This is a genomic window from Trichlorobacter ammonificans, from assembly GCF_933509905.1.
Lineage (GTDB): Bacteria > Desulfobacterota > Desulfuromonadia > Geobacterales > Pseudopelobacteraceae > Trichlorobacter > Trichlorobacter ammonificans.
Genome location: NZ_OW150024.1, coordinates 3,042,306 through 3,058,983, shown reverse-complemented (window position 1 = coordinate 3,058,983; position 16,678 = coordinate 3,042,306). Strand labels below are relative to the sequence as shown.

16 protein-coding genes are annotated in these 16,678 nt (G+C 61.8%); all 16 read left to right on the top strand.

Annotated features, from left to right (window positions below):
- Positions 1-366: ribonuclease P protein component (rnpA, locus tag RAK07_RS14010; protein WP_305733452.1), on the top strand; the 366-nt coding region annotated here is incomplete at its 5' end.
- Complete coding sequence (gene yidD, locus RAK07_RS14005) at positions 366-584, top strand: membrane protein insertion efficiency factor YidD (RefSeq protein WP_305733451.1); 219 nt, start codon at positions 366-368, stop codon at positions 582-584. The genes rnpA and yidD, both read left to right, overlap by 1 nt.
- A 12-nt stretch (positions 585-596) precedes the next feature.
- The gene (gene yidC / locus RAK07_RS14000; RefSeq protein WP_305733450.1) at positions 597-2,186 is read left to right on the top strand and encodes a membrane protein insertase YidC; all 1,590 of its coding nucleotides are present in this window, start codon (positions 597-599) and stop codon (positions 2,184-2,186) included.
- An 86-nt stretch (positions 2,187-2,272) separates the two neighbouring features.
- Positions 2,273-5,518, top strand: a complete 3,246-nt coding sequence (locus RAK07_RS13995) for a UvrD-helicase domain-containing protein (protein ID WP_305733449.1) — start codon at positions 2,273-2,275, stop codon at positions 5,516-5,518.
- 21 nt (positions 5,519-5,539) lie between these two features.
- Entirely contained in the window at positions 5,540-6,910 is a 1,371-nt protein-coding gene (gene mnmE, locus RAK07_RS13990) for a tRNA uridine-5-carboxymethylaminomethyl(34) synthesis GTPase MnmE (RefSeq protein WP_305733448.1), read from the top strand.
- Between the two features lie 31 nt (positions 6,911-6,941).
- On the top strand, positions 6,942-8,819 hold the full coding sequence (gene mnmG / locus RAK07_RS13985; RefSeq protein WP_305733447.1) for a tRNA uridine-5-carboxymethylaminomethyl(34) synthesis enzyme MnmG: 1,878 nt from the start codon (positions 6,942-6,944) through the stop codon (positions 8,817-8,819).
- A complete protein-coding gene (rsmG, locus tag RAK07_RS13980) occupies positions 8,816-9,460 on the top strand; it encodes a 16S rRNA (guanine(527)-N(7))-methyltransferase RsmG (protein ID WP_305733446.1) in 645 nt (214 codons plus the stop codon). Before mnmG ends, rsmG begins: the two co-directional genes overlap by 4 nt.
- Before the next feature lie 221 nt (positions 9,461-9,681).
- A complete protein-coding gene (locus RAK07_RS13975) occupies positions 9,682-10,080 on the top strand; it encodes a YbgC/FadM family acyl-CoA thioesterase (protein ID WP_305733445.1) in 399 nt (132 codons plus the stop codon).
- Positions 10,074-11,114 (top strand): cyclic dehypoxanthinyl futalosine synthase, encoded by a 1,041-nt coding sequence (mqnC, locus tag RAK07_RS13970; protein ID WP_305733444.1) that lies wholly within the window; start codon positions 10,074-10,076, stop codon positions 11,112-11,114. The genes RAK07_RS13975 and mqnC overlap by 7 nt, the downstream gene beginning before the upstream one ends.
- Before the next feature lie 5 nt (positions 11,115-11,119).
- Positions 11,120-12,256 (top strand): ribonuclease D, encoded by a 1,137-nt coding sequence (locus tag RAK07_RS13965; RefSeq protein ID WP_305733443.1) that lies wholly within the window; start codon positions 11,120-11,122, stop codon positions 12,254-12,256.
- On the top strand, positions 12,253-13,191 hold the full coding sequence (locus RAK07_RS13960; protein ID WP_305733442.1) for a glycosyltransferase: 939 nt from the start codon (positions 12,253-12,255) through the stop codon (positions 13,189-13,191). Before RAK07_RS13965 ends, RAK07_RS13960 begins: the two co-directional genes overlap by 4 nt.
- Positions 13,188-14,084, top strand: coding sequence for a formyltransferase (locus tag RAK07_RS13955; protein WP_305733441.1), 897 nt, complete (start codon positions 13,188-13,190; stop codon positions 14,082-14,084). The genes RAK07_RS13960 and RAK07_RS13955 overlap by 4 nt, the downstream gene beginning before the upstream one ends.
- A gap of 16 nt (positions 14,085-14,100) precedes the next feature.
- On the top strand, positions 14,101-15,141 hold the full coding sequence (locus RAK07_RS13950) for a bifunctional UDP-4-keto-pentose/UDP-xylose synthase (protein ID WP_305733440.1): 1,041 nt from the start codon (positions 14,101-14,103) through the stop codon (positions 15,139-15,141).
- An 8-nt stretch (positions 15,142-15,149) separates the two neighbouring features.
- On the top strand, positions 15,150-15,791 hold the full coding sequence (gene nadD, locus RAK07_RS13945) for a nicotinate-nucleotide adenylyltransferase (protein ID WP_305733439.1): 642 nt from the start codon (positions 15,150-15,152) through the stop codon (positions 15,789-15,791).
- On the top strand, positions 15,788-16,204 hold the full coding sequence (gene rsfS / locus RAK07_RS13940; protein WP_305733438.1) for a ribosome silencing factor: 417 nt from the start codon (positions 15,788-15,790) through the stop codon (positions 16,202-16,204). The genes nadD and rsfS overlap by 4 nt, the downstream gene beginning before the upstream one ends.
- 12 nt (positions 16,205-16,216) lie before the next feature.
- A complete protein-coding gene (locus tag RAK07_RS13935) occupies positions 16,217-16,678 on the top strand; it encodes a 23S rRNA (pseudouridine(1915)-N(3))-methyltransferase RlmH (protein ID WP_305733437.1) in 462 nt (153 codons plus the stop codon).

Genomic DNA, 16,678 nt, shown 5'->3' with positions numbered 1-16,678 from the left:
CATACAGCCGTGTTGTCCGCGCGGGCACCCTACCCCAAGAAGAACCGTTTACTGAGGCGCAGTGATTATCTGCGCCTTTCTTCTGCACCGGCTCCATTTTTCCGTGGGCGCACGTTCGTTCTGCTGGTCATGGAAAACGGTCTCGCCGTACCCAGAATCGGCATCACGGTAAGCCGGAAGGTCGGCAACGCCGTGGTTCGCAATAGGATAAAGCGACTGGTGCGGGAACTCTTCAGGCATGCCTGTGCTTCGCTGCCGGCATGTGACCTGCACCTGATCGCCCGGAGGGCTGCCGCAGACGATGCCGGCGCCGCCCTTTTACGCCACGAATTAACGACAGCACTGCAGAAGATCGGCTCTCGGTGATGCTTACCCATCTGCTCACAGGCATAATTCGTCTCTACCAACTGGTAGTATCTCCACTATTGCCGCCTGCCTGTCGTTTCCATCCTTCCTGTTCAGCGTATTCCCTTGAGTCCATTCGTCGCCACGGCCCTGGTCGAGGGAGTATGCTAATGCTGCGTCGCCTGTTGCGGTGTCATCCCTGGCAACCGGGCGGCCACGATCCCGTTCCCGAAAAATAGAGGCCACTACCTATGGAAAAACGCGCACTTGTTGCAGTCGTGCTGTCGATTGCTGTCTTTTATCTCTTCTCCGCCTACTTTGGTCCGAAACAGCAGCCGGTCACGCCGCCGACAGCGGTGAAGGAGGAAAAGGCGGTCCAGCAGCCAGCAATCCAGCCAGCACCGACGCCGGCGCCGGTTGCCCTTCTTCCTCCTCCCGTCACGGCCGTTCAGGATGTCACCGTGGAGACCGTGCGTTATACGGCGGTATTTACCGGTGCCGGCGGTGCGTTGAAATCACTGACGCTCAAGGACTACCGTGAGAAGAACAGCCCCGATTCCCCCAAGGTTGTCCTGGCAACCAAGGCGGATCCCGCTCTTCTGACCTTCTCCACGGCCGGTGCCGGTTTTGCCCTTTCGCCGCAGGCGGTGTACGCCCCCAGCGTCTCCTCGCTTGAACTGAAGAAAGGGGAGAGCAAGCAGCTGGTGTTCACCCATATCAGCACCCAGGGGTACGTGGTGCGTAAAACCTACTCCCTGCATGGCGATGGTTACGGCATGCAGCTCGAGACCCAGCTGATCAACAACAGTCAGGCCCCGCTGGTTGGTTCATTGCAGCAGATCATCAGTGCTCCCTTTGAGGTGAATACCAAGGACAGTCGTTATGAGACCTACGGTTCCACCCTGTTTGCCGAGAAGTCGCTCCATACCAACGCACCAAAGGATGTTGCCAGCGCAGCCAAGAAGTATGAAAAGCCGGCCGCCTGGTCCGGCATTACCGACAAGTATTTCCTGACGGCGATCCTGGCCGAGCAGGGGAGTATTGCCTCCGTCGAGATCAGGAAGAGTCAGGCCGGTTATCTTGAGTCCATTGCAGCCACGCCGCAGCTCTCCGTGGCGCCGGGACAGGCGGTTGCCGTTCAGCACCGTCTGTTCGTCGGTCCGAAGGATATCGATATCCTGAAGGCACAGGGCTCGGATCTTGAACAATCCCTCGATCTGGGCTGGTTTACAGTGCTGGCCAAGCCGATGCTGCATGCCCTGAAATTCTTCTACGGCTACATCCCCAATTTCGGTGTCGGCATCATCATTATCACCGTTATTCTGAAGATCCTCTTCTTCCCCCTGACTCACAAAAGCTACAAGTCCATGAAGGACATGTCCAAGATTCAGCCCAAAATGGTGGCGCTCAAGGAGAAGTACAAGAACGACAAGGAGGCGATGAACCGGGCCGTGATGGAACTGTACCGTGAGCACAAGGTGAACCCCTTGGGGGGCTGCCTGCCGATGCTGGTACAGATCCCGGTGTTCTTCGCCCTGTACAAGGCACTGATGTTCTCCATCGAGCTGCGTCATGCGCCGTTCATGCTCTGGATTACCGATCTTTCCGACAAGGACCCCTACTACATCACGCCGATCCTGATGGGGGCCACCATGTTTATCCAGCAGAAGATGACCCCCTCCAACATGGATGAGATGCAGCAGAAGATCATGCTGGCGCTGCCGGTGGTTTTCACCTTCATGTTCCTCACCTTCCCGTCGGGTCTGGTACTGTACTGGCTGATCAACAACATCCTGACCATCGGCCAGCAGATGTATATTAACAAACTGGTCAAGGATTGACGGGAAGTGCTCGTTGCGGCACAATCAGAGCGCCCCTGCACCGGCATGGGCGCTCTTTTGCTTCATGTCGCCAGGATCCGACCGTAATGGACTATATTGCCGACCTGCATATCCATTCCCCCTATTCGCGAGCAACCAGTCCGGAAAGCAGTCTGGCCGGCCTGGCCGGCTGGGCGCGGGTCAAGGGGATCCAGGTGATCGGCACCGGCGACTTTACCCACCCCGGCTGGTTCCGTCGCCTCAAGGAGGAGCTGGAGCCTGCCGAGCCGGGACTGTTCCGGTTGAAGGACGAGGCGACGGCGGTATCCCCCCTTGCCGGTGTGACGCCAGCGGCAGGGCCGGTGCGCTTTCTCCTCTCCGCCGAGATCAGCAGCATTTACAAACGCCACGGCGTGGTGCGCAAGGTTCACAACCTGTTGTACGTGCCGGACTTCGCCTCGGCGGAACGGATAAACGCCAAGCTGGCCGGTATCGGCAACATCGAATCGGACGGCCGTCCCATCCTGGGGCTGGACAGCCGCGACCTGCTGGAGATCCTGCTGGAACAGGCGCCGGACGGTTTCTTGGTGCCGGCCCATATCTGGACCCCCTGGTTTTCCCTGTTCGGCTCCCGTTCCGGGTTTGACCGGATTGAAGACTGTTTCGGCGATCTCACCGACCATATTTTTGCCCTGGAGACCGGACTCTCCTCTGACCCGGACATGAACCGGCTGATCTCGGCCCTGGACCGTTTTGCCCTCATCTCCAACTCCGACTGTCACTCCCCCTCCCGGCTGGGTCGGGAGGCCAACCTCTTTTCCACGGAGCTGAGCTTTTATTCGTTGCGGGATGCGCTGCGCAGCAATCGGCGCGACACCTTCCGCGGCACGGTGGAGTTTTTCCCGGAAGAGGGGAAGTACCATGCCGACGGCCACCGGAACTGTCAGGTCTGCCTCGAGCCTCCGGAGAGCCGGCGCCTGAATCTGGCCTGTCCGGTCTGCGGCAAGCCGCTGACCGTGGGGGTGCAGCACCGGGTGATGGAGTTGGCGGACCGGAACGAGCCACAGTATCGCCCGGAGGCTCCTGGGTTTTTCAGCCTGATCCCCCTGCCGGAGGTGCTGGGTGAAATTGCCGGAGCCGGGCCTGCCTCCAAGGGGGTGATGGAGCTGTATAGCCGCACCATTGCCCGGTTCGGTTCCGAGTTCAACCTGTTGTTGCAGGCCTCGCTCGATGAGATCAGGCAGGCCTCGCCGGTCCTGGGTGAGGCGGTGGCCCGTATGCGGGACGGACGGGTTATCCGCAAGCCGGGTTTTGACGGCGAGTACGGCGTGATCCGGGTCTTCGGGGAAGGGGAGGCAGAGCAACTGGCAGGTCAGGGCACCCTGTTCGGCGACGTTGTGCCGCCACGCCGAGGCCGAAAGGCAAAGCGTGAAGCACTCCCGCTGCTGCCCCGCGACCCGGCACCGGCAGTTGCGCCGGCTCCGATCGGCAGCGGACCAAACCCGGAGCAGGCGGCCGCCATCGCTGCTAGGGGCCGGCACATCCTGGTAACCGCCGGACCCGGCACCGGCAAGACCTACACCCTGACCCAGCGCATTGCAACGCTGCTGGCGGCGGGGCAGGCGCCGGAGCGTATGGCGGCCATCACCTTTACCGTACGGGCTGCCGATGAGATGCGCGACCGTCTGGCGGCAACGGCCGGCGCTGCCGGGACGCACCTGTTCGTGGGGACCTTCCACCAGTTCTGTCTCCAGTGGCTCCGCCGCTCTGCACCTGAACTGCTGGTGGTTGGTCCCGATGGACGGGAGCGGCTGCTCAAGCGGCTCATTCCGGGTCAGACCGCCTCCGACCGCTCCCGACTTGTTGAAGAGGTGGCCACCCATTGCGTCGCTCCCAGCCAGGAGCCGCCGGATTCGGTCCGGCGCTACCTGTCCGAACTGGTCCGGCTGAACGCCATTGACCTTGATGCCGTTATTCCGGAGTTCGTCCGGCAGCTGCAGCAACGGGACGAACTCCGGGAACAGGTGTGCAGTTCACTGGATCATCTGTTTGTGGATGAGCTTCAGGACCTGAACGCCAATCAGTTCGAACTGGTGCGAATACTGGCAGGGCAGGTCCGTGTGTTTGCCATCGGCGATCCCGACCAGGCGATCTACGGCTTCCGGGGGAGCGATCCGGCCTGCTTTTTCCGCTTTGCCGACCTGCCGGGAGTGGAGCGGATCGCGCTCACCCGCAATTATCGCTGCCCGGTCCGCATCGTGACCGCAGCCACAGCGGTCGTCAGTCGTAACTGCCGGACCGAAGCACTGCCGCTGGTTGCCGTCTCTGATCGGCAGGGGATCATGGAGCACCACAGGGCGCCGACGCCGGCCGCCGAGGCCGAGTTTGTGGTGCGCCGCATTGAAGAGCTGCTGGGCGGAATCGAACACTTTTCCCTGAACAGCGGCCGTGGTGGCGACGGTGGCAGGGGCAGGGGGCTCAGCTTCGGCGATATCGCCATACTGTACCGGCTTGGCAGGCAGGCTGACGAACTCGAAACGGCCCTGGCGCGCCGGGGCATACCCTGTCAGCGTGTTGGCGCGGTGCCGTTCTACCTGTCCCCGCACCTCAGGCCGGTCTATTACTTCATGCAGGCTGCCGCCGGCTCGAAACTGATCGACGACTGGCTGCAACTCGCCGGCTCTCTACCGGGTATCGGCGCCACCAGTTTGACCAGGATGGAAGCGGCACTCCCCCTGGAGGGTGATTTTCCGGCCACGGTTGCCACACTGGAGTTGCCTGACAGTGCTGTACGTGCGCTGTCGGAACTTGACCGGCTGCTGAGCCGCTTCAGAACCACTGCCGTCACTACCGGCGTTGCCTTCTCGCTGGGTGACGCTTTGCACCTGCTCTCCGTAGAAGCTCATGGCGACAGCGTGCAACGGCTGCTGGAACTGGCGGGCAGTTTCGGTACCGACTTGGCCGGTTTTGCCGGCCATCTGCGCCGTTACGCCGATGCCACGGTCTATGACTCCCGAGCAGAAGCAGTGGCGCTGATGACCCTCCATGCCGCCAAAGGGCTGGAGTTTCCGGTGGTCTTTCTGACCGGCGCCGAAGAGGGACTTCTGCCCTGTTCGCTCTGGTCCAGCGCGGACGTCGAGGAGGAACGGCGTCTGTTTTACGTCGGGCTCACCCGTGCCAAGGAGCACCTGTTGCTGACCTCGTCAGAGCAGCGTTCCTGGGTTGGAGTGTCTCCGCGACCGGCATCCCGTTTTCTTGCCGAAATTCCGGAGTCATTGCTGACGACTGCCGACCATACCCCCGATAGGCGTCGTCGCACTCCTCAACGTTCAGCCCAGATGGAACTGTTCTGATGTCACCGGTCAGGGGACGCTATGTATAAAGATGATACCATCGCTGCCGTCAGCACTCCGCCGGGAGAGGGGGGAATCGGCATCGTCCGGGTCAGCGGCCCTCAAGCCGAGACCATTGGTCTTGGCTTGTTCCGCTTCCAGCGCGGTACAGCCTTTCGCAGCCATGTTCTCCACTATGGGACGGTCATTGATCCGGCAACCGGTCTCCTGATCGACGAAGCCATGGCGGTGCTGATGCGGGCGCCCCGGTCCTATACCTGCGAAGACCTGTTGGAGATTCACTGTCACGGCGGTATGCTGGTGGTGGAGCAGGTTCTGGCGGCGGCCCTTGCCGGCGGTGCCCGGCTGGCCGATCCGGGGGAGTTTACCCGTCGTGCCTTTGTCAACGGTCGGATCGATCTGGTGCAGGCCGAGGCGGTCATTGATATCATTCAGGCCAGGACCGATGCCTCCCTGCAGCTGGCACAGCGGCAGCGTGAAGGTGCCCTGTCCGGCAGGTTGGCCGAGATCGTCCGGTCACTGACCCGCAGTCTGGCCATGGTCGAGGCCTACATTGACTTTCCGGAAGAGGATATTGGTGAGGCCGACGCCGGGGGGATGCGCCGGGCCGTTGTTGCTGCCCTCGCAGAAATTGAGCAGCTTCTGGCCCGGTTCGAAGAGGGCCGCATCCTGCGGGAAGGGGTTTCCGTATTGATCGTGGGCAAGCCCAATGCGGGGAAATCCAGTCTGTTGAACCGCCTGCTCAATGAGAACCGTGCCATCGTCACCCACATACCCGGTACCACCCGCGACATCATTGAGGAGACCATCAACCTCTCCGGTCTGGCAGTGCGGCTGCTGGACACTGCCGGCATCCGGCACACCGAGGACCTGGTGGAGCGGGAGGGGATCAACCGCGCTCTGGAGAAGATTCCCCAGGCTGACCTGGTGGTTTTTGTCGTCGATGGATCGCGTCCCTTTGGCGAAGAAGACCGGTTCATTCTCGACGCCATTGGCTCTGCGCCGGTCGTTGTTGCCCGCAACAAGAGCGATCTGCCGGTTGTTATTGAGCTTCCCCCGGAGATGCACCGGCTGCCCCAGGTGTCCATGTCTGCGGCCAGCGGGGAGGGGGTTGATGCCCTGCGCGCGTTGATCCGCTCCACGTTTCTCCGTGGTGAAGCCCTGGATAGCCGCGAGTTCGTTGCCATCTCCCGCGCCCGCCACCGCGACGCCCTGGTGTCGGCCTGTGCCGCTCTTCGGCATGCCCTTGCCGAGTCGGGTGGTGATCTTCGGCTGGAGACACTGGCTATTGATCTGCGTGAAAGCCTTTTCGCCCTCGGCCAGGTCACCGGTGAGACCACCACCGACGATCTGCTGGACATCATTTTTTCCTCGTTCTGCATCGGCAAGTAGGGGGATGTTTCACGTGAAACATGGGTGAGCTATGTACTGCTATGAACAGAAATACGATGTAATTGTCGTGGGGGCCGGGCATGCCGGCTGCGAGGCTGCCCTGGCTGCGGCCCGCATGGGGTGCCGGACTCTGCTCCTGAACATGAGCCTTGATGGTATGGCGGTCATGTCCTGTAACCCGGCCATCGGCGGGCTGGCCAAGGGGCATCTGGTGAAGGAGATCGATGCCCTGGGCGGCGAGATGGCAAAGAACATCGATGCCACTGGGATTCAGTTCCGGGTGCTGAATACCCGGAAGGGGCCGGCGGTGCGCGCCTCCCGGGCTCAGGCCGACAAGCAGCTCTACCGGCTGCGGATGAAGCGGGTGCTTGAGGAGCAGGACAGCCTCGACTGCAAGCAGGGAGAGGTTATTGGTCTGCATGTCGAAGGCGGGGTGGTGCTCGGGGTTGACACCCGCAGCGGGATACGGTTTTGCGGCGCTACAGTGGTGCTGACCACCGGTACCTTTATGCGGGGACTGATTCATATCGGTCTGAATAACTTTCCCGGTGGCCGGGCAGGGGATCTGCCTTCCTTGGGGTTGTCGGATCATCTGGCCGCTCTCGGTTTCGATGTGGGGCGTTTGAAGACCGGCACCCCGGCCCGGCTTGACCGGCGCACCATCGACTTCTCAAAACTTGAAGAACAACCGGGGGATGATCCGCCGCAACCGTTTTCCTACAGCACGGAGCGGATCGTCATGCCGCAGGTACCGTGTCATATCGCTTACACCAACGAACAGACCCACGACATCATCCGCGGAGGGTTGGATCGCTCGCCACTGTATGCCGGGGTGATCGAAGGAGTGGGGCCGCGCTACTGTCCCTCCATTGAGGACAAGGTGGTGCGCTTTCCGGACAAGGAACGTCACCAGACCTTCATCGAGCCGGAAGGGCTGGAGACGGTGGAGGTCTATCCCAGCGGCATGTCCACCTCGCTGCCGATCGATGTGCAGATCGCCTTCTACCGTTCCATGGTGGGACTGGAGCGGGTGGAAATCATGCGGCCGGCCTATGCCATTGAGTACGATTACGTCAACCCGGTGCAGCTCCATGCCACCCTGGAGTCCAAGCTGATCGCCAACCTGTTTCATGCCGGCCAGATCAACGGCACGTCAGGCTACGAGGAGGCCGCTGCCCAGGGGCTGCTGGCCGGTATCAACGCCGCCTGCCGGGCCAAGGGGAGGGAACCGGTGCGGATCGGTCGGCACCAAGGATACCTGGGGGTGATGGTTGACGACCTGGTGACCCTGGGAACCAGGGAGCCGTACCGGATGTTCACTTCCCGGGCCGAATACCGGCTGCTGCTGCGGGAAGATAACGCCGACCTGCGCCTGCGGGAGCTGGGGCACGAACTGGGGCTGGTGCCCGACGAGCTGTATGCCGGTTTCTGTCGCAAGCGCGAACAGATTGCCGCCGAGCATGAGCGGGTGAGACAGACCCGCATCAGCATGGCCGACGACGAGCGGAGCTGGCTCGAGCGGCACGGCTGCGGCGAGGTGCAGAAGGGGACAACCCTGGAGCATCTGCTGCGCCGTCCGGAGGTCGGTTACGCAGAGCTGGCGGAGATCGATGCCGCTGCCCGAGAATTGCCGTTAGCGGTTCGGGAGCAGGTCGAGATCCAGATCAAGTACCATGGCTACATCGAGCGACAGGAAGAACAGATCGAGCGGATGCGCAAGCTGGAAAGCACGGTCATTCCGCCGGACCTCTCATACCGGGAGCTTGCCGGACTCACCGCCGAGGTCAAGGAGAAGCTGGAGTGCTTCCGTCCCGATACCCTGGGACAGGCATCCCGCATCCAGGGAGTGACCCCGGCGGCGCTGGCCATTCTGTCGGTGGTGCTCAAGAGTGGTGGGGGACGCGGGTGAGCAGGGAGTTGCTGCTTGAAGGAGCAAAGGGGTTCGGCCTTGAGTTGAGCGAGCGGATGCTGGAGCAGCTCACCCTGTTCCAGGTCGAGCTCAAGCGGTGGAATCGGGCCTTCAATCTGACGGCGCTGAAAAATGACGAGCAGATCGTCATCAAGCATTTCATCGACTCCTTCAGCGTTGTGCCGCTGCTCGGTCAGGAAGAACTGGTGCTCGACGTCGGCTCGGGCGCAGGGCTGCCGGGAATCGTTGCGGCGATTTTGCGTGGCGACCTGGCGATCACATCCCTTGACGCCGTTGACAAGAAGGTGCGTTTTCAGCGCCACATCTGTCGATTGCTGGGGCTGGAACGGGTAACGGCAGTGCATGAGCGGGTGGAAACTCATCTGGAGCAGAACAGCGGCCGTTACCACGTTGTCACCTCCCGTGCCTTTCGCGATCCGCTCCGCTTTGTGCAGGTGGCCCATCAACTGATTCGGCCGGGCGGGCGCCTCATCGCCATGGTGGCCGGTGACGGCCGTGAGTACTCGGCGGTGGTGTCCGTCATTGAAGAACAGTTTGCCCTGCGGCACCGTGCGACCCGCCATTACCGCTTGCCCAGGGGAATGGGAGAGCGTAGCCTGGTCGTTTTTGAACAAACGTAGTAATAACAGCCATTTGCGCACGACGACCCCAGTGGCTCTCAGGCTGGTTTTTGGGGTAGGCAGAATGGTTTTGGTTGTGTTTTGTGTAAAAAACGCTTGAAATGGCTTTTCATTCGTTTGGTGGGATTTTGGTCAAAACAACAGATTTTGGCGCACCGGCCAGGGAGAAGCCGGTTGCCATGCCCTGCCATCTACAGTAAAGTGCTCTCCACAGGTGACCGATGCTGATCAGGGTATACTACGAAGATACGGATGCTGCCGGAGTGGTCTACCATTCCAACTACCTGAACTACTGCGAGCGGGCCAGGACCGAATACCTGCGGGAGCGGGGCCACTCGGTGGCCGCCCTGGCTGCCGACGGTGCGGTGCTTCCGGTGGTGCGGATGGAAATCGACTTCAGGCTGCCTGCCCGCCATGATGACCTGCTCAGGGTCCTGACGGTGCCGGTCAGGGTCGGTGGTTCCTCCTTCACCTTGCGGCAGCAGATCCGGCGGGACCATGACGACCACCTGCTGGTGGAACTGCTGGTGACCCTGGCCTGCGTAACGCCTGAGTTGAAGGCGCGGAGGATACCGGCTGCCATACGGGAGCTGCTGGCGGCAGAGGTGGCGGCATGCTGAATACCGTTCTGCCGGACCGGCAGCAGGCAGTTATCCTGCTGCGGGACGGCGATCTATTGACGCTGGGCCGCTGGGCCGATGCTATCCGCCGTCGCCTGCACCCGGAAAACCGGGTGACCTTTGTCGTTGACCGTAACGTCAACTACACCAATATCTGCGAATCGCGGTGCAGCTTCTGCGCCTTTTACCGGGACAGTGACGCAGCCGATGCCTACCTGCTGGAGCACGACGTCATCCTGGCAAAGGTGGCGGAACTGGTGGAACAGGGGGGGACGCAACTGCTGATGCAGGGGGGGCTGCACCCCGGTCTGCGGCTTGATTATTTCGAACAATTGTTTTGCAAAATCAAAAAAATATTTCCCCAGGTGCAGAATCACTCCCTGTCGCCGGCGGAGATTCACCACCTGGCCGGGCGCGAGGGGCTGACCATCCGCCGGACCCTGGAGCGGCTGCAGCAGGCCGGGCTTGATTCCGTGCCGGGCGGCGGCGCTGAAATCCTGGTGGATGAGGTGCGTCAGGCCATATCGCCGAAAAAGATCGGCTGGCAGCAGTGGCGGGAAGTGATGCTGACCGCAGCCTCCTTAGGGATGCTCACCACCGCCACCATGATGTTCGGCAGCAGGGAAACACCGGAACAGATCGTGGAACATCTGTTCCGGGTCCGGGAACTGCAGGCAGAGGGCGGTTCGTTCAGCGCCTTCATCCCCTGGACCTACCAGCCGGGTAACACCGAGCTGGGAGGGGAAACCGCCACCGGGGTTGAGTACCTCAAGGTGCTGGCGCTGTCGCGGATCGTGCTGGACAACATCCCCAATATCCAGGCAAGCTGGGTTACCCAGGGGGCCAAGCTGGCCCAGGTCGCCCTGTTTTTCGGAGCCAACGATCTCGGCGGCACCATGCTGGAGGAAAACGTCGTGGCCGCTGCCGGCTGCCGCTTCCGCATGAGCCAGGACGAGATGGTCGAGCTGATTACCGGGGCCGGGTTCCGCCCCGCCCAGCGCACCACCGCCTATAGTATCGTGAAGGAGCTTTAACGGTAATGGCCTATACGTTGATTGAAAGCACCTCGCTGCTGGCGCAGGTTTGCGACAGTTTGCGCGGAGCACCGGAACTGGCCCTTGACCTGGAAGCCGATTCACTGCACCACTACCGCGAAAAGGTCTGCCTGCTGCAGCTTTCCAGTCGGGAGGCCACCTGGCTGATCGACCCGTTGCAGGTTGACGATCTGGCGCCATTGGCGGCGTTACTGGCAGACCCGGCGGTACTGACCGTGTTTCACGGCGGCGATTACGATATCCGTTCGCTGCATCGCGACTTCGGTATCACCGTGGCCCGTATGTTCGACACCATGATTGCCGCCCAGTTTCTGGGAAAACCGGAGTTTGGGCTTGCCGCGCTGCTGCGGAACCATTTCGGTGTTGAGCTTGACAAGAAGTACCAAAAGGCCGACTGGAGCAAACGTCCTCTGACGCCGGAGATGGCGGCCTATGCCGCCAACGATACGGCACACCTGCTCAGGCTGGCCGATCTGCTGCGCGGTCGGCTCGACGAGTGCGGCCGCACTGCCTGGGTAGCGGAGGAATGTGCCCTGGTGGCGGCAAACCGGATGGCCGAAAAAGGGGAGGGGCCTTTGTTCCTGCAGTTCAAGGGGGCGGGCAAGCTCAAGCCCCGTAACCTTGCTGTTTTGGAAGAACTGCTCCAGCTGCGGGACGGGTTGGCCCGGGAGTTGGACCGTCCGCCGTTCAAGGTGCTGCCGTCGGAGGCACTGCTGCAGCTTGCGGAGCGTCAGCCGGATACGCTTCCGGAAATGGACGGCATAGCGGGGCTGACGCCGAAACTGAAGAGTCGCCACGGTGAGCGGCTGCTGGCTGCTGTCCAGCATGCCAAGGCGTTGCCTGACAATGAGCTGCCCCGGTACCCCCGTACCCGCGGCGAGGCCAATCCCGGCGTCAAGGCCCGGCTCACCGGGTTGAAACAGTGGCGAGAGCACTTCAGCGGATCAATCGGCCTGTCCCCCGGCCTGATCGCTCCCAACTGGCTACTGGAACGGATCGCTGAACAGCAGCCCGACAATCCGGCACAGCTTGCCGCCCTGCCGGGCGTGCGCCGCTGGCAGACGGACCTCTGGGGCAGCGAGGTGATGACCCTACTGGCAAAGGAGAAGCAGGCCCCATGACCAGACCCTATGTCAGCATTATCATACCGGTCTACAACGAGGAGAAGACGCTCCAGCCGCTGATGGAGCGGCTCTATCCCGTAGCCGCCGGCCTGCAAAAACCTTTCGAGATCATCTTTACCAATGACGGCTCCCGTGATCGTTCTCTGGAGATTCTCCGGAGCTATGTGGCGCAGTATCCCGGCGTCAAGGTGGTGGAATTCAACGGCAATTTCGGCCAGCATATGGCCATTCTGGCGGCCTTCGAGCGCTCCAGCGGGGAGATCGTGATTACCCTGGACGCCGATCTGCAGAATCCGCCGGAGGAGATTCCGCGTATGATCGCGGAGATTGAAAAAGGCCACGACGTGGTGGGTACTATTCGGAAAAAGCGCCAGGACCCGCTGTTCAGGCGGGTGGCGTCGCGGATTGTCAACATCACCACCAACAAAATGACCGGCATGCAGATGAGTGACTACGGCTGCATGCTGCGAGCCTATCATCGCAACATTATTGACAATATCAATCAGTGCGGCGAGTCCACCACCTTTATTCCGGCCCTGGCCCAGACCTTTTCCTCCAATCCGACCGAGATCATGGTGGGGCACGAGGAACGGACCCTGGGGGAGAGCAAGTACTCCTTCTACCGCCTGATCCGGCTCAACTTCGACCTGATGACCGGCTTCTCCCTGGTGCCGCTGCAACTGTTCGCCCTGCTGGGGATCATCACCTCCTTCCTGGCGGTGGCCTTTGCCGTGCTGCTGTTCGTGCGGCGCTTCATGATCGGTGCCGAGGTGGAGGGGGTGTTCACCCTGTTTGCTATCCTCTTCTTTTTCATCGGTATCATCATCTTCGGTATCGGTATCGTGGGTGAGTACGTGGGGCGGATCTATCAGGAGGTACGGAAACGGCCGCGGTATGTGGTGCGGAAAACCTACGGATTCGAGGAACCATGAAACTGGTTGTCTGTGCCTACCATAATGTCGGCTACCGCTGCATCGAAGAGTTGCTGCGGCAAGGGGCGCAGATCAGCCTGATCTTCACCCACGAGGACGCCGCCACGGAGCAGATCTGGTTCAGCCCGGTGCGCGAGCTGGCCGAACAGCACGGTATTCCGTACCTGACCAGCTCCATCAATGAGCCGGAGAACATCGAACGGCTGCGGAATATTGGACCGGATTTCCTCTTTTCCTTCTACTACCGGAACATGATCGTGCCGGAGGTGCTGGAGATTCCGGCCAGGGGGGCGCTGAACCTGCACGGGTCCTGGTTGCCCAAGTACCGCGGCCGGGTACCGGTCAACTGGGCCGTGATCAACGGCGAGACCGAAACCGGGGCCACCCTGCACTATATGGTGGCCAAGCCGGACGCCGGCGATATCGTGGATCAGGAGACGGTTGCCATTGCGTTCACCGATACGGCCTTTGAGGTCTTCGGCAAGGTGACCGAAGCCGCCGTTACGGTGCTGCGCCGCGCCTGGCCCCGACTGGCGGCCGGTACGGCGGCACGTATCCCGATGGACCTGGCGGCCGGCAGCTACTTCGGGGGGCGCAAACCGGCCGACGGCCGGATCGACTGGCGCCGGAGCGCCCTGCAGATTTACAACCTGATCCGGGGGGTGACCCATCCGTACCCCGGCGCCTTTACCGAACTGAACGGCGACACGATCGTCATCTGGTCCGCCTGGCCGGTGGAAGGGCAGGCGGAGCCGGGCCTGATCGTGTCGCACTCGCCGCTGCTGGTGGGGACCGGCGACGGACTGCTGGAAATCCGTCGGTTGCAGCGGGGGGACGGCCCGGAAACGGCTGCGGCGGAACAGGTGTTTTCCCCATCGGATCGATTCTCATAACCAACAGGAGCAGGCAATGAAAGTACTGATACTCGGCGTCAACGGCTTTATCGGCAATGCCCTTACCCATCGGATTCTGACCACCACCGACTGGGAGGTCTTCGGTCTGGACATGGCCTGCGACAAGCTGGAGCGCTCCCTGGGGCACGAACGGTTCCATTTCCTGGAGGGGGACATCACCATCAACAAGGAATGGATCGAGTACCACATCAAGAAGTGCGACGTGGTGCTTCCCCTGGTGGCCATTGCCACGCCGGTTACCTACGTGAAGGACCCGCTGCGGGTCTTTGAGCTGGATTTCGAGGAAAACCTCAAGATCATCCGCCAGTGCGTCAAGCACAAGAAGCGGGTCATCTTCCCCTCCACCTCGGAGGTGTACGGCATGAGCCCGGACGCCGAGTTCGACGAGGAAAACTCGCCGCTGGTGCTGGGCCCCATCGCCAAGGAACGCTGGATTTACTCCTGCGCCAAGCAGATGCTGGACCGGGTGATCTACGCCTACGGCAACCACGAGGGACTGAAGTTCACCCTGTTCCGCCCCTTCAACTGGATCGGTCCCAAGCTGGACAGCATCCACACCGCCAAGGAAGGCAGTTCCCGGGTGCTGACCCAGTTCCTATACAACATCCTGGCGGAAGAGCCGATCCTGCTGGTGGACGGCGGCAACCAGCGCCGCTCTTTCACCTTCATCGAGGACGGCATCGATGCGCTGATGAAGATCATCGAGAATAAGGACGGCTGCGCCGACGGCAAGATCTTCAACATCGGCAACCCGAAGAACGATCTGTCGGTGAAGGAGCTGGCGGAAAAGCTGCGGGCCATGGTGGCCACCTTCCCGCTCTACAAGGAAAAAGCCGACAAGTGCCGCATCGTGGAGACCTCCTCCGACAGCTTCTACGGCAAGGGGTACCAGGATATGCTCACCCGGGTGCCGTCGGTGAAAAAGGCCAAGGAGTGCCTGGGGTGGGAGCCGGTCACCACCATTGACGACGCCCTGCGCCAAACCCTGGAGTTCTACCTGGTGGACGAGCGGGAAAAACTGTCGGAGTTCTTGTAGGAGCCACCATGAAGCTCGGCCTGCTGGGCGGCACCTTCAATCCGGTTCATCTGGCGCACCTGCGGATCGCCGAAGAGGCCCGCGAAGGGGCCGGGCTGGATCAGGTGCTGTTTATTCCGGCTGCCGACCCGCCCCACAAACCGCTGGCCGGGGATATCCCCTTCCGGCAGCGCCGGGAGATGGTGCAGCTGGCCATTGCCGGCAACCCGTTGTTCGGGATCAGCGACATCGAAGCCCGGCGGGGGGGGAAATCCTACACCGTGGAGACCCTGGCCGCACTCCGGGAGGAGCAGCCCGGTAACGAGCTGCATTTCATCATCGGCGGCGATTCGTTCCTGGAGCTGGGACTCTGGCACCGGTACGCCGAGATTTTCGAGCTGGCCTCCCTGGTGGTGATCGGCCGCCCCGGCCGGGAGATCGCCGATCCGCTGCAGCAGCTGCCGGAGGCGGTGCGCGGCCGGTTCAGCCGGGAGTCAGCCGACCAGTTGCGTCATAGCTGCGGCACCGTCATCCGTTTCGTGGCGGGCACGCAGCTGGACATTTCGTCAAGCCGCCTGCGGGAACTGCTGGCAGCGGGACGCTCGATCCGCTACCTAGTGCCGCCGGGTGTAGAGAACTATATCGCCCAGAAGGGATTGTATCGATCATGAGTGAAGCAACCGTAGAAAAACCGAGCCTGAGCGGTGTCGAGCGGGCCCTGCGCTGTGCCGAACTGGCCGCCGACAAGAAGGGGTACGACCTCAAGGTGCTTGATATCACCGGTATCAGTACCATCGCCGACTTCCTGGTGATCATCTCCGGCCAGTCCGACAAACAGAATCAGGCCATCTGCGACCATATCCGGCGCGAACTGAAGAAGTTCGGCAAGGTCCAGGAAATCGAGGGCGAGACCGAAGGGAAGTGGATCGTGATGGATTACAGCGATGTGCTGGTGCATATCTTCCACGAGGAGCAGCGTCGCCGGTATGACCTGGACGGCCTCTGGAGTCAGGCTGCCGTGGTCGAGCTGCCCGCCGCCCTTGCAGCCACGGACGCAGCCAACAAGGCATCTTTCGCCTTCTGACCGGATGCTGCCGTGAAGTGCCGTGTCATCTGGCTGGGCAAGAGCCGCGATTCCTGGATTCGCGAGGGAATACGGGAGTACGCCGGACGGGTCGGCCGCTACCTGCCGTTTGCCATCGATGAGGTGAAGGACGAAAAGGATGCCGATGCCGAAGAAGGACGGCGCCGGGAGGGGGAGCGGCTGCTGAAGCAGGTCTCGCCCCAGGCGACGCTGGTGGTGCTGGACGAGCGGGGAGAGCAGATGGATTCGGTCGCTTTCGCCGCGTTTATCGGCCGTCACCGCGACCGCGGCACCCCGGAGCTGGTCTTTGCCGTCGGCGGGGCCTACGGCTTCAGCGACCAGGTGCGCAAGCGGGCCGCCACCGTGCTTTCCCTGTCGGCCATGACCCTGACCCACCAGATGGTGCGTCCCTTTCTGCTGGAGCAGATCTACCGGGCCTGTACCATCCTGAACAACGAGCCGTACCACCATTGA